General features: G+C 38.0%; 14 protein-coding genes and 1 pseudogene. 13 read left to right on the top strand and 2 right to left on the bottom strand.

The window, feature by feature from the left end:
• The first annotated feature begins 113 nt into the window (after positions 1-113).
• Complete coding sequence (locus ACSQ8P_RS17065; RefSeq protein ID WP_436236242.1) at positions 114-590, top strand: GNAT family N-acetyltransferase; 477 nt, start codon at positions 114-116, stop codon at positions 588-590.
• 79 nt (positions 591-669) lie between these two features.
• Here the strand turns inward: ACSQ8P_RS17065 and ACSQ8P_RS17060 are convergent, their stop codons facing one another.
• Positions 670-1,035 (bottom strand): DUF3888 domain-containing protein, encoded by a 366-nt coding sequence (locus tag ACSQ8P_RS17060; RefSeq protein WP_436236241.1) that lies wholly within the window; start codon positions 1,033-1,035, stop codon positions 670-672.
• 225 nt (positions 1,036-1,260) lie between these two features.
• On the opposite strand from ACSQ8P_RS17060, the gene ACSQ8P_RS17055 reads away from it, so the two are divergent.
• From ACSQ8P_RS17055 to ACSQ8P_RS17020, 8 genes are all read left to right on the top strand, one after another.
• Positions 1,261-1,731 (top strand): hypothetical protein, encoded by a 471-nt coding sequence (locus ACSQ8P_RS17055; protein ID WP_436236240.1) that lies wholly within the window; start codon positions 1,261-1,263, stop codon positions 1,729-1,731.
• Between the two features lie 365 nt (positions 1,732-2,096).
• Entirely contained in the window at positions 2,097-2,651 is a 555-nt protein-coding gene (locus ACSQ8P_RS17050) for a 2'-5' RNA ligase family protein (RefSeq protein ID WP_436236239.1), read from the top strand.
• Positions 2,652-2,968: 317 nt separating this feature from the next.
• Entirely contained in the window at positions 2,969-3,595 is a 627-nt protein-coding gene (locus ACSQ8P_RS17045) for an SET domain-containing protein (RefSeq protein WP_436236238.1), read from the top strand.
• Positions 3,596-3,998: 403 nt separating this feature from the next.
• A complete protein-coding gene (locus ACSQ8P_RS17040) occupies positions 3,999-4,286 on the top strand; it encodes a pentapeptide repeat-containing protein (RefSeq protein ID WP_436236237.1) in 288 nt (95 codons plus the stop codon).
• A gap of 487 nt (positions 4,287-4,773) precedes the next feature.
• Entirely contained in the window at positions 4,774-6,354 is a 1,581-nt protein-coding gene (locus ACSQ8P_RS17035; RefSeq protein ID WP_436236236.1) for a stalk domain-containing protein, read from the top strand.
• A 159-nt stretch (positions 6,355-6,513) separates the two neighbouring features.
• The gene (locus ACSQ8P_RS17030; RefSeq protein WP_436236235.1) at positions 6,514-7,047 is read left to right on the top strand and encodes a histidine phosphatase family protein; all 534 of its coding nucleotides are present in this window, start codon (positions 6,514-6,516) and stop codon (positions 7,045-7,047) included.
• Between the two features lie 294 nt (positions 7,048-7,341).
• Positions 7,342-8,118 (top strand): Cof-type HAD-IIB family hydrolase, encoded by a 777-nt coding sequence (locus ACSQ8P_RS17025; protein ID WP_436236234.1) that lies wholly within the window; start codon positions 7,342-7,344, stop codon positions 8,116-8,118.
• Positions 8,119-8,310: 192 nt separating this feature from the next.
• On the top strand, positions 8,311-8,778 hold the full coding sequence (locus ACSQ8P_RS17020; RefSeq protein WP_436236233.1) for a DUF2716 domain-containing protein: 468 nt from the start codon (positions 8,311-8,313) through the stop codon (positions 8,776-8,778).
• 448 nt (positions 8,779-9,226) lie between these two features.
• Here the strand turns inward: ACSQ8P_RS17020 and ACSQ8P_RS17015 are convergent.
• A pseudogene (locus ACSQ8P_RS17015) lies at positions 9,227-10,096 on the bottom strand (IS110 family transposase); the annotation flags it as partial.
• A 270-nt stretch (positions 10,097-10,366) separates the two neighbouring features.
• Here ACSQ8P_RS17015 and ACSQ8P_RS17010 point away from each other — a divergent pair.
• From ACSQ8P_RS17010 to ACSQ8P_RS16995, 4 genes are all read left to right on the top strand, one after another.
• Entirely contained in the window at positions 10,367-10,906 is a 540-nt protein-coding gene (locus ACSQ8P_RS17010) for a hypothetical protein (protein ID WP_436236232.1), read from the top strand.
• A gap of 332 nt (positions 10,907-11,238) precedes the next feature.
• The gene (locus ACSQ8P_RS17005) at positions 11,239-12,831 is read left to right on the top strand and encodes an ATP-binding protein (protein ID WP_436236231.1); all 1,593 of its coding nucleotides are present in this window, start codon (positions 11,239-11,241) and stop codon (positions 12,829-12,831) included.
• Positions 12,832-13,466: 635 nt separating this feature from the next.
• Positions 13,467-13,733 carry a hypothetical protein gene (locus tag ACSQ8P_RS17000; RefSeq protein WP_436236230.1) on the top strand — a complete coding sequence of 89 codons (267 nt, stop codon included), beginning with the start codon at positions 13,467-13,469 and terminating at the stop codon, positions 13,731-13,733.
• Positions 13,734-13,802: 69 nt separating this feature from the next.
• Positions 13,803-14,087: a hypothetical protein gene (locus ACSQ8P_RS16995; RefSeq protein ID WP_436236229.1), complete on the top strand. Its 285-nt coding sequence runs from the start codon at positions 13,803-13,805 to the stop codon at positions 14,085-14,087.
• Positions 14,088-14,227 lie beyond the last annotated feature (140 nt).

Raw genomic sequence — 14,227 nt, 5'->3', positions numbered from 1 at the left:
CGGCACACGATTGGCTGCCGTTGTCCGTTGGAGTAACGGGAGTTAAGTTCATACAAAGTGCCTTGCCATGGTCAAGATATACAATCACTTGTAAATTTTTTTAGATGATTGTAATGATTCAAAGAATTGAGGCGTTTAAAGTAAAAGAAAACACCGTCAGGGAAATTCGAGAAACTGATTATCATGATATTTATTTGCTAAATCAAGACTTTAACCCGAATCTACGTGTATTTACCGAAGAGAGAGTAAGAGCGAAGATTGAAATCATTACGAAGAAAACTAAAGATATCATCTTTGTTTACGAACAAGACACCGAGGTAATAGGATATATTCATGGAAGTCCGTATGAGTTACTTTTTTCCGACTCTTTAGTAAATGTTCTGGGATTTGTTGTTAAAGAAAGCTACAGGAATCAGGGTATAGGTAGTATCTTGATTGATCGCCTGGAACAGTGGGGAAAGGACAGTGGATATTCTGGAATAAAACTGTTATCCCACCCAAGTCGAATTCATGCTCACAGGTTCTATGAGAGACGAGGCTATATGTTTACAAAGGATCAAAATAATTATATAAAAAAACTCGAAGACTAAACTAACGGGTAACGTTAGTTTAATAACGAATGGCTACTTCGACCCAGACCTTCGCTCCACAAGGAGTTTATCAGATTATCTATTCTTGTATGACCTTAATAGCTCTTATTTGTTTCTCGGGGTTTTGATTTGTAAAGGTAATCGTGTAATGCTTATACGGCGGATTATGAGCTCCAGAAAATGTCGTTACTTTCAATGTTGTCTCCCAATAGTATTGACCCCACGACAATCTATTGATCTTCAGCATTTTATCAGCCATGAATTGCCTCTCATCTTTATACTGCGAAAGCACGTTGCCTATAGATCCAAACAAAGTCCCAACAAATGCATCTTTCAATACATCACATGGCATTTCATCGTTGTTCGGATTAATTGGGTTTGCTTGAATAGGTGTTGCAATTGCGAATAGCGTAATAAGGGCAACTAAAATAATTTTAGTTTTCATTGGAAATCCCCTTTATGTATTTTTTTGTTATATTCTTACATTTGTAAAGGATAAATATTCAAACACTCGATTAAACTAAAGAAAAACGTTTGTTCAATACAAAACTGCTGCAGCCGGCCAAAACTGATCGGCTGCTTTTTTTGTTGAACCAAAGAGGGATAGTTCATCTGATAGAGGTTTATTGATTTTAAATGGGAATACTACCTTCTCATGGAGGTTGATATTATGACAACATTAAATCGTACATTAATCCTTGTGGTTGCATTTAGTCTCCTTTTTGCTCAAATAGTCGGGGCATCTGATGGTGCAGAAGTGTTTGATATTAAAAAAGGTGAGATAATTCAAACAATTGAAAATTCAAATTCGTTGCAGAACCAGGTTAAAGAATGGTTATCTACTGCTAATCGCAACGTTGGTTCTTTAAGAGTTGAACCAAATGATGGCATAGCTATTAAAATAACGCTTATGCCTCCTTACAAGGTAAATAACGATAGGATTATTGGAACAGTTACAGAAGTAGTTTTGTTTATTAGTCCATCAAATACATATTTTCCAACCTTACTCGTATTTACGAAAGAAAATGGTCTTTTTGCTGTTCATGTTAAAACCCACAGTTTAAAGACATTTCTAAAGGAAAATAAATTATACAAGCCAGAGTTAAATTTATCAAAACCTTTATTGAGCTCTAACGGGTAACTATAGTTGAGAAGGCTTGCTTCGCGGCAGCTACTTTTTATTTATTCAACGGACAGGTAGTTCAATAGAAATTGTACAGGAACCAAGAAACTCCCCTCGAATATATACAGGAGATATAAATTAAATCTTCAAATAATTATTACCCCACTAACGGTAGAATTTTAGTTCAATATAAAAATGAGAAGGCTGCCGATAATCATTGATTAGGAAGCCTTCTCAACTATCGGGCAGGTTAATACCTAAAGCAGGATTTGCACATTATTTGAGGAATACTTTCTAAATACATAAATGTTTGGAAAGTTGATGATTGAAATAAATGGGAATGCTCCGAGAAAAATACATATTATTTATAAAGGGGAGTAAAAATGCCTTTTTTCATAGGAATCGTTCCACCTGAAGATTATAAAGATCAAATTTTGGTATTTCGTAATAAATGGGCTAAGACATTTCGAAATCGATGGGATAATAACGGATTTATGGCTCCTGTGGAGCCTCATATTACTGTTAAACTCTCAAATGGACTAACGGAGGATATGAATTGGCTTGAAAAGGTAAGAGAAACTTGTTCTTCATTTCCAATCTTCCAGTTAACTTTGTCTGAACCAGGAACATTTGAAACAGCGGTTACATTCCTTAGTGTTGAATCGAAAGAGATATATAATCTACACAAGAATTTGCTAGATGCGGTTTCCCCACCGCCAGAACTTATTGACAGTAAAATAGAGTTAGATAACTTCTTTCCACATTTGACTTTGGGTCAAACAAAATGGGGCATGAATGAAGCAGAAATTATAGAAATGAAATTGGCTGCGAGAGAAGTATTACCTCCTTTTCCAAGCTTCGATGTAACATTCGTGCGGGTATTTGATATCAAAACAAACGTACCTTTAGAAGATATCAAACTTGCCAAGTTGTTCTAATCAGATCATTGAACTAACGAGAAACGAGAGTTGAGTAAATGTTACACGATTGAAATCTTATTTTCATCTGGTATTAATCATTAAAGGTTATAATAAAACCGACCCCCTTTAAAATATAAACTTAGACCCACAGCCCGTTGCTGTGGGTCTCTTTTTGTTATTAAACTAAAGGGCAGTAGAGCGTGGTGGATACGCCACAAATAACGCAAATTATTGGGTCCTAATCTTTGCCGAAAAATAGTTTTATGAACGAGACCTTCCAAATCAAGAATGAATATTATATTACAGTCTTAAAAGAAGGAGGATGAACTTCAATCATGATGCATCCGGATACAGAACTCCGCTATATCAACGATGTGATAGGTGTCGGCATTGTTGCCACAAAATTAATCCCAAAAGGAACCATTGTTTGGATTTCGGATGATTTAGATATGACATTAAAGAAGGATTTTGTTGAATCGCTTGATGAAACTCGGCGGAGAGTGGTTGATAAATATTCTTATTTGAGTGACGACGGTGATTATTATATTTTACATTGGGACCATGCAAGATACTTGAATCATAGCTTCCATCCGACCTGTATCGATACGGTATTTGAATTTAATTTAGCTGCAAGAGATATATACCCTGGGGAACAACTGACATGTGATTATGGAATTGTTGGAGTGGATGAAGATTTTGAATGCGTGCCTGAGGAAGGAACATCTCGGACAAGAGTGAGAGCGGATGATTATTTGTATTTTTCTCAGGAATGGGATGAAATGGCGAAGGAAGCGTTTAAGTATTTCAAAAGCGTCAAACAACCGCTGAAATATTTAATCAAAGAGGAATATGCTGAAGAAGTAAAAGCAGTAGCCGAGGGACTTCTACCATTACCATCCATTCTTACTCTTTTCGTAGACGAGTCGGAAGATGATGATGATGAAGATGAAGACCAGGCATAACAGAGCGGTAGCGGTGCTGCCCATGAGTTTTCCAGCTGTCGGGTGACAAGAACTTGAACTCATTAATTGCCGCGTGTTTTATGGGCTAAAGTTCTTGTCAAAATGTCGGGTGACAAGAACATAGTCCCATTAATTGCCGCGTAAAACGCGGTCTTTTTATTTTATGGGATCAAGTTCTTGTCACGAGCCAATGACAAGAACTTGATCCCATTCCCGATTTTGACAAGAACTTGATCTCATTCCCGACGGCTCAGGTCGGAGACTTTTTTTGGCCAGTGGATCGACTGCCTTTTCTCAACTAAAGGGCAATTTAGTGGAGTGATAGTATAATTTTTATTTAAAAAAGTAAGCGGTCTAGCTATATTGATGGAGTAGGTAATAACTGGAAACAGGAGTGATAGCGATGCGTATTGAAAATGACAGACAAACGCTGACCATCGTGAATGCGGACATTAGTGGTTCTAGCATCAACAATGTTGGGGCGGAGGGGGTAAGCTTCCAATGCTGTAACTTGGCTGGCGCTACGTTCAACGACATCAACTTGACCGGAATGGCGATCTCGGACGCCAATCTGACCGGAATGTCAATCGACGGCGCGCAATGGGGTGGCGCACATTTTAAGCATATCGGCTACGGGGACAAGGATCGGCTGGGGACGGGCATACTGCGGCGAAACCGCCAGTACGAATAACTTCATGCAACTTAGAAGACGCGGTCGTGCGCGAAACTAATTTACGAGGGGTCAGTATCGAAGGTTGCGATATCGAAGGGTTCACGATAGACGGCGTCGACATAGCAACATTGTTGCGGCAGCACAAGGAGGCCCTCGGTTGACATTCGAGCTATTGCGCTAACGAGGAGAACGTTACTTAAATAGGGATCGTCGGCTGCAGCGCAGTCTGTACGGTCCCTATTTTATTGAATTAAAGGGCAGAATTGCGTGATGGTAGTTTACGATGATTCAGCTACCCTTGATAAGAAATTGATGGAAATAAAGTACCTATTACAAATGCTTTCTCATGAGAAGGAATCTATAAAATCTCATATTACAAGCTGCGCTAGGTAGGGAATTTGGTAATGATGTCGAATAAAACTTACTGGAATATTGATTAAAGGAAACCCGTTGCCTTTTCTTTATTTTTGATCTTTACAATTTAAATAAAGGAGAAATTATGTAGATGAAAAACTATATTATTTTACTGAGCACGTTACTCATATTTAGCCTTGTAGGTCCATGTTATGTACTTGCAGAATCAAGTGCGTATTTGCCTATAGAGGAAGGAATAGAATTAAACTGGACATATACCGAGACACCACCAAAGCGCCCTCAGCCGAAAATTCTAAACCCAGCAAATTATGAAGCGAAGTGGAAAATAGATAACACATTGTTGTTCGACCTTGTGCAGGATCAACAGGGAGTGATGTACACATCCGACTCTAAAGACGTAGTACATGCAATATATCCTAATGGAAGAGAAAAATGGAGTATTCATTTGGATATGGGTATGGGAAGTTCCGTTATTAACTTGGTCATTGGACAGGATGGGACGTTATATGCCCACAGTTCGGACATAATGTCGGAAAAAGGACTTACGACGCTTTATGTCTTATCCCCCGAAGGAAAAATAAAAAGGAAGTTACAATCGCAAGATATTTATAGTGATTTTAATAGCCAGTTTGCTGGTGATACGAAAGGTAATTTAGTGTATTTCACTAATGAAGGTTTGATCTCAAGTAATGTTAAAGGTGAAGTCAATTGGATAAATAAATTCGTTACTTCTTCTGCGCACAAAGATTATTCGAAGAACTCACATATGGCAAGCGTCTACGCGGATCATAGAGGAAACCTATATGTAGATTCTGTACTTGGAGAAGTGATCTCCCTTGACACCACAGGTGTAGAAAGATGGCGTACTAAGCCACTAAGCTATGTAAATAAATTTTCTGGTTTTCAACCGTATTTTTCAGATAATGGTCTAATGTATTTCTTAACAGAACAAGGCTTACATGCCCTACATACTAGTGATGGAAGCATCGTGAATCCAACCGACTTAGATTTGAAAAATATTCAATTCTCTGGTGTTCCAACGGATGGCCTTGGTGGATATTACATTAACGAACGGGGAAAGTTTTTAAAAATCAACCGTGATGGAGAGACAATCTGGGAGTATAAGCCACGAGAGACAGAAAAAAATGGGATAGGATATTTGAAAGATATCTTAACAGACAAAGAAGGAAATGCCTACTTTACTACGGGAGTCGGTAATATTATTGCTCTTAACAGCAGCGGTGAAGAAATTTTCGTGTTTCTTAGGAATGCCTTTTGGTCTAAATTGGTTAGTCTCAATCTCGGTAAAAATGGTAATATCTATTCAACGAATAACGATATTGGACTTGTCTCTTTTGGTAAGAAGCAAATTCAAGTATATATTGATAACCTTAGCCTTCCACTAACCGTTGCTCCAATAAATAACGAAGGTACAGTTTTAGTACCTTTCAGATCCTTATTCGAAAGTTTTGGTCTCAAGGTCGAGTGGGAACCTGTCTCGCGAACCATCACTGGTTCAAAAGATGGTTTATCGATCAAGTTAACTATTGGGGGAAAAATAGCCTTAGTAAACGGACAACCACAGCAATTGGCGGAAGCTCCTATGATCGAGGATAGTTCAACATTCGTTCCGCTCCGTTTCGTCGGGGAGGCGTTGGGTAGGAAAGTTAGCTGGGATAGTGATAGCTCGTCAATTAATATTGATAGATAAAGATATGACCGTGCCACGGATAACTATAGTTGAGAAAATTTGAAGGGTTGCCGCGCGTGGCAGCCCTTCACTACGCTAACGGGCAGCTTAGTTACAATATATGGTACTATTGGGATAGTCAAAAATGGGTAAATAGAGCATTCATTGAGGGGGAGAGGGATGCCAACCACAGTTGGGCTTATCCGGCACGGTGTCACCGAATGGAATAGTCTTGGTAAGGCTCAAGGTATATCCGATATACCTTTAAGCGAAGAAGGAACAAAGCAAGCAGTTGCGTTGGCTAATAGGCTTTCCAAAGAAGAATGGGACATTATTTTCTCCAGTAATCTGATGAGAGCTAAGCAAACGGCTGAAATAATACGGAAATCTTTGAGAGTAGTCGAAGTATTCATTGATGAGCGTATTAGAGAAATTAATTGTGGGCTAATTGAGGGTACTACCGAGGAAGAACGCATTGCTCGTTGGGGTGTTAATTGGCGTGTGCAAAATCTTGGTATGGAAGATTTCAAAATGGTCGCTAAGCGTGGTCTAAGTTTTCTCAACGAACAGATTGCATTTATTGGATTGTCATTGCAACATCTTTTACCGCAACAGTTCAAAAAAACGTATATAGATAATACCTCTTTAACCATTCTTACGTATTCTAACAACGATTGGGCATGTCAATTATACAACTGTGCCAAACATCTTTAGCAAGTGTGGATTAAGCGGAGAACGAGAGTTCAAATGAAAGCAAGGTATTTTAACGATGGAGCCAAGTTGGAAAGGAATTATTCTTGCAATTATGAGCAGTAAGAAACCAGATCTGTGCCCTGTGAGTGTAGAAAATCGGGAATAAAACATAAATTTGTTGGAGACTAAATAACACTAGCTTGCTTTTTAGCAATATGGTGTGAGTAATGTAATCAAGGTAAATTACACTAGGGAGTAACGTATAGTGTTTATTGTAAAATAATGTGTTTTCTTAAATAGGGGGACTCGTGCAGAATGTACGAAATAGTGTTTTTTGATGTTGATGGTACGTTATACAGTGAAGTGGATAGAGTAATCCCTGAAAGTACAAAAGTGGCGATTAAGAGACTTTATGAAGAAGGCATTAAGGTCGTAGTTGCAACAGGGAGACCGCATAATTTATGTGAAGAATTAGTTTCACTTGGTATTGATACATTAATCTCATCTAATGGCGCTCTTGTGAAAAACCAAAGCGAAGTTATTTATAAGTCCGTAATATCTCAAAGGACTGTTCATGAACTGTCGAGTTTTGCCGAGTTACATGGACACGGTATTTCCTACTTTACAGATTCAATTTCAATGAACGGCATCGGAGTAGAAGAGAAACGTGTTAGAAATGCTCTAGCAGAGACCCTTGGTCTTGTAGATTATCCTAGCAAATTAAATACACTTCCAGAGGAGATTTACTGTATATGTTTGTATGCTGATGAGAGTGAAGCTGAAAAATTTATAGATAACTTTCCGCAACTTCAGTTTGTACGTTTCCACGGATATGTAATGAACGTCCTTGAAACTCAAATTGTATCTAAATCGCAAGCAATCAAAAGAGTGCTGGATTATTACAAAATTGACGTTTGCAATTCAATAGCATTTGGAGATGGTGGAAACGATTTGGATATGTTAGAGTTTGTTGGTTTGGGGATTGCTATGGGAAACGGTGATGAAAAGCTTAAGCAAAAAGCAGATTTCGTTACCAAAAAAGCAAGCGAAGATGGTATACATTATGCTCTGACCCAGTTTAGAATAATATAATTTAGCTATCCATCATTAAGCTAACGCAGAACGTTTGCTCAATATGCAACATTTTTAAAGGCTGCCGGCATAATCGGCAGCCTTTGCTCACCTAACGGGCTGTAGAGAGTGGAAATTAAACCCATAAAAATTGTGATAGTATGATAGTATTTAATTGGGCATTAAATTACGAGTATATCCGAGGTGTGCTGAATGGACAATTGGGTTTCTTTATCAAATGAACTTTATCGGCTAGTATGGGATAAATTTTATGAACACTTTAATTTTAAACCCAGTGTTCATAGTAGAGAATGGCCTACATTTAGTTTACCTTCGCCTTATATTACATATAAACTAACTAGTTACACGGATGATGACATAGATGATTTAGAGAGGAAATGTATTGCATGCCTTAAAGCAGTGACTGAACCAAATGAATATCTGTATGCCTTAGACTGGCAACACGACTCGTTTCAATATAATCCTCACTTGGGTCCACCGAGTACTATTTCCTTTTACCCAGACGGAGATTATTATTTCTTTATAAATAAAGATTTCACATGGGGATATTTAGGGCATCCATGGGAACAAACAATTAGTATCTTTGGCGGAGATCTAATTCAGCAGTTTGAAATTAATATTCCAAAATTGTTTGGGGAAGTAGTACGAAGTAGTGAATAGGTGATAAAGCTACGAGAGTAGTTAGTTACATGCAGAACCAAGATGTGGCTGCCAGCATGATCGGCAGCCTTGATTTCCCTTCAAGTGTCGGCGCTTACTGCATTATTTCTTACAAGACGAAAGCAATGAATGAATAAGCTGTTACTTGACGCGTGAAAGATCGGTAGCCTTTTCCCCGCTAACGGGCAGGATAATGGAAATGTCTGGAGAAGAGATTATGGGATATAAAAGTGAAAAATATACGTTTTGGGATATGTCCATATTCCAATGATGATTATAATCGGAGGCTAGAATTTATGCAAAGTAGATTAGAACAAGACATTATTTCAACGGCAGAAAGCTTCACAAATAATTTTTCTGATAAAGGGAATTTTGATTTTAGTGTACAAAGCCTACATAGAGAACAACCTGTTTTAGTTACTGGTGAACCAGATTTTTCAATTTCGCCTGAATAGGGGATTCGTTCAACAACGTCTTTAGCTTCTTTTTCAATCCTCTGCAGTTGTTTAGTAGCTAAGTCATGCTCCTCTAGGAGCTGTTCTAGATGGAGTTTGTAAGCATGTGATGCCTGCTTGGAACCAACAGTTTGTTTGGCAAGATCGATGAGTAGATGAGCTCTACGCACACCAGAATGCCTCTTCATTGATTTCTGCCATCCTTTAATTACATCGTCAGGACTTAGTTTACATAGCTCAGCCGGGAGCGGAAAAAGCCGAAGGGTTAGCAATGCACCCTTACAAGTTAAGATCTTGAAGACTTGTCTGAGTTCAGGAAAAACAATGTCGACCCAGCGGTGGATCTGGTTGACGGTACTTACGAGTCTTTTAACGACTGTTTCGCGGTTAGCCATAAGTATTCGCAGCGCTTCATACTCAGACGAGTGGAAACGGACAGGGGAGTAGTAGCCGTTTTTCACCATGTCGGCAATAACTAATGCATCTTTTTTGTCACTTTTAGAACGTGTATTGTCGCGGTTTTCTTTGTTCTTTTTGACTAGGTGAGGATTAACAAGTACGGCTTCAATGGTTTTGTTTTTGAGCCATCCGGCAAGATTTAGCCAGTAATGACCAGTCGATTCCATACCAACGATAACTTCGGTTAGTTTAAATGAAACTAACAAGTCGCGAATCCAACGGTCGAGGGATTTGAATCCATCTTCGTTATTACTAAACACTAAAGGATTACCGAGAGCGATACCACGGAAGTTAACGGCTCTTGCAACATGAGCCTCCTGAGCAATGTCTACACCTACAACAATATGATTAACGGTAATGTTTTCAATGAGTTGATTTTGCTTATCTTGTGATTTAAACTTCATAGTAGAGCGTCCTCCTGGATGATGGAATTAAAGGGCTTTTGACCCGTAGCGTACTTCCATCGTACAGAGGCGCTCCTTTTTTTACAAAGCTGGAATTTATCCATCTACAGGAATCTAACGGATAACTATAGCGTGGCGATGGAACAGATCTATCGCCTGTTTTCGTTTCTGTGCGATCCGCTCAACTTTCGGGCAGTTTACTAACATACTAGGAAAATGGTTAGAATAACCAAGAAATTAAAACTATCTTTGTTAAGTGGAGCGTTGTTGTTGAAACAGAGAGTTATTTATGGTCTTGTCGGTGTTTTGTGCATTTCGGTTATAGCAAGTGTTGTAATGATGAAAGAGACAGATAAACCAATCCTACCTATCCATCATGTAGAAAGCTTTGGTAGTCTAGGATATGAAATTAAACTAGATAAAAACCAATTTGGTTCAGATGAAGTAATCGAGGTAGACGCTAAGTTGACAAATGAAGGGAAGGAGACGTTCACATATAAATCTGGAAGTTCTAGCTGTCCTACACATATCGACATTCGAATTGTTAATAAAAATAAGAAGACTGAGCTGGTGATGAGGTCAGAGAAGAGGAGCTGTACCTTTGACGAAAGTATTACGCAATTAGCTCCTGCTCAAACCGTTGAAAACAAGTATCTTTCAATTCCAGGGAACACCAGTGATCTTATTTTTAAACCTGTGTCCGCTGGTACTTATTATGTGGAGGTTTATTTGTCCCCAGAGGGGGGATTTGGAAAAGAGAGAAAATGGAAGCTTGTAAGTAAAATACCGATTACTTTGCAACAAAATTGACGCTATCGGATTTTTGTATCGCTCCGCTAACGCAGAACGATACTTCAATAAACTACAAAATGAGGCTGCCGCCGTGAAAACGAGTGGCAGCCTCATTAAGCTATCGGGCAGTATAACGCAATCATTGCATGAGTTGTCGCACCATCATTTCTAGTGAAATGGTCCCTTTATGTTTTAAAATAGACAGAAAATAGTAGATCGAGTAGCAGTAAATGCTATAATAATCAAGAAAGACTCATACAAGCTCTGAAAGACCTTCCAGGTTGCTTCTCAGATGCGTTAGCTTAAGATATTAAGACTTTTGAAGTTGCTATTAAATTGAGGAGAATCATATGAATAAATGGATCGTAAATTCCCGCCAAAGGTGTTTAGAACGGGGGATGGACCCCTCGAAAATACCTACTCCGGGGTTTAAGTTATCAGCAATACAACTTCATGAAGAGAAGGACAAATATAGGGATATCCTTGTTGTCACCAAATATTTTTCAGAAAAAATATTAGCATTCTTGTCGGGGACGCCTCATCTAATAGTTGTAAGCAATGACACTGGCTACCTTTTAGATAATTATGGAGACAAAACGATGAAGTCGATGATAAATCAATTAGGCATCAAAGGTGGCATTAAGTGCGATGAAGAATTTATGGGGACAAACGTAGTAGCTCTGGCACTTCAAGAACAAAAGCCTATTCAAATTATAGGTGCGGAACACTACCATACGATGTTGGAGAATGCTGCTTGTTACTGCGTCCCATTCCATTTCACAAATTACCACAACCTCTCAGGTTCTATTTCAATCATGACTTCTGTCGAGCATCATAATCATACTTATTTAGCTCTGCTTGCAAATATGGTGGACTCTATTGAACGAGAATTGTCACTACGCCTCACAAATCATAATCAAAACCTCATACAGCAGCTTGTAGTCGATAATATGCGAAATGGTATCATCATGACAGATGAGAGAGGAATCATTACAGAATTTAATGCTTACGCAGAAAAGATAACGGGAAGAAATCGATTGAGCGTTACAGGCACACCGGTTTTTCCATTTGAACATTTTGGTAGCTATTTCTATCAAGCTCTCAAATATCGTAAGCAGTGTGAAAATATCGAGCTCACTTTTCGTTATTCATTAGATCAAGAAAATGTGTGTCTCTTTGATGTGCTGCCAATCTTAAATGAACGTGGTGAATTGCTTGGTGCATTCGCTCAGTTTCGTGACATCACAGAACGAGTAATCTTGGAGAAGCAAATCATTAACTCGGAAAAATTTTCAGCAATTGGGAAAATGGCAGCTGGATTAGCTCATGAGATTCGGAATCCATTAACCTCAATTATTGGTTTTTTCCAGCTCTTACAGCGGTCTAATGATCAACAAAAATTTCAGAAATACGTTGGTTTAATTAATATCGAGCTTCAAAGTATGAAACAATTGGTCTCGGATTTTGTAGTCATGGCGAAGCCTAGTACTCCAGAGAGAAGAGCAATTGATATGAAAGAATTATTGAAGGACACCATACGCTTTATGAATAGTCAAGCCATTTTGAAAAACACATCAATTACAGCTATCTACGATGATGAATTAACGATAGCGATGATTGACCCTTCTCAGATTAAACAAGTATTAGTTAACCTTCTTCAGAACGCAATTAAATCCATTGAAAAGAATGGATTTATTCAACTATGTACTGAGTTAGATACTGACAATCAAGAATTTAAGATCATCATTGAAGATAACGGGGTGGGAATGACGAATGAAGAACTTGATCAGATATTGAATCCATTTTTTACAACAAAAGAAAATGGTGTAGGCCTTGGATTATCAATTTGTTATCGTATTATTGAAAATCACAAGGGATATATGACAGCTACCTCTCGAAAAGGATATGGAACAAGGTTCGAGGTTACTTTACCGCTTGTATAGTATAGGATCCACGAATTAGTTTTAAAGTTTAAAATTAAGTGATTGAGGAGGGAATAAATGTTCGAGAATTTCTGCCAGTTTTCTAATGTACCTGAGCGAAAAGTATTTTACAATTCGATAATACCCAATAAAATTCAGTCATGTACAAAGGTTTTTTCGAACTTTTAAGTATATACAATGGTGATTCCTTTGGTGAAGGTCTTTATCGAATGCACGATATTTCAGAGATCGACCCCTTGCAAATAGTTTCGCGAAGGACAATCATATTTATTTTGTAACCAAACATTTGAAGGAAGAGAATTGGAATACCTTTGTGCCTGTTTACGGCGACATTCTAATTGCCAATGAAGAAGCAAGAAAAGAACTAATTGCGAAATACACAACAGCTTATAAAATGAAATCCCATATAATATGAGCAAGTCATTAAACTAACGATGAACTTTTGCTGAATAACACTTCCTTAAAGGCTGCCGGTTATTGGCAGCCTTTATTCACCTAACGGGCAGAAGAGCGAAACAACTTTAATTGAAACAAGGGTATTTGAACGGCATACAGAATACTTTAAAGAATTGAATAGTATTGGGATGAAAAGTATGATTGTCTTTGATATTTAAATCTTTAAGGAAGGTGAATTCGTGGATTATGATAAAATCAAAGAGCTATTAAAAAATAGATTTGTAAATTGGGAGATATATTATGAAAAATCAGGAGTTTCTTTTTGGATAAGTTTGAATGATGGTAAGTTAAATTATTTTGAAATACAAATTGTACCTGGCATAGGAGTAGGTTTAACCAACAGAAAAAATATTCTCCCTTTCGATATTTCTAGCAATGGTCACGATATTGCGTTTGACACTATTGAAGAAGCTGTAGATTATCTTGATATGCTTATCCACAACTAATTGTTGCTCAACTAACGAGGAACGATAGCATAATGACAGCAGGATGCTGAGAATTGGGAGTCACACAAATTGGACAATCTCAATGATTTATTGGATTTGTTAACTGAACTAAGTAATTTGATCGACTCTCCAAATACTGATGTCACATGGTCAAGTTTCGAAACTGTTGAGGATGTTCTAATGACCATAGACACACTCAGACAACAGCTTAAAATTGGAGATAGAGCAATATCTGAACTGGAAATTTTATTTGGTCCAACTGGATCATTCCAAGAAATATCAATTGATAGTGGTTGGGGTGAAAAATTTCTCAAGCTAGCTGCTCGGTTTGACGATATTGTTGGTTCTAAATGATTAAGTTAACGGGAGACGCTTGTTCAATACACAGTAACGAGAGGCTGCCGGCACGATCGGCAGCCTTTCGCTCACCTAACTGGCAGGATAATTGAATCATCTCACGAATACCTTAATCAAAATGTAGAATTTGAGAAGCA

The organism is Paenibacillus sp. LjRoot153, from assembly GCF_964253085.1.
Taxonomy (GTDB): Bacteria; Bacillota; Bacilli; order Paenibacillales; family NBRC-103111; genus Paenibacillus_E.
This window is presented reverse-complemented; position numbering and strand designations above follow the sequence as displayed.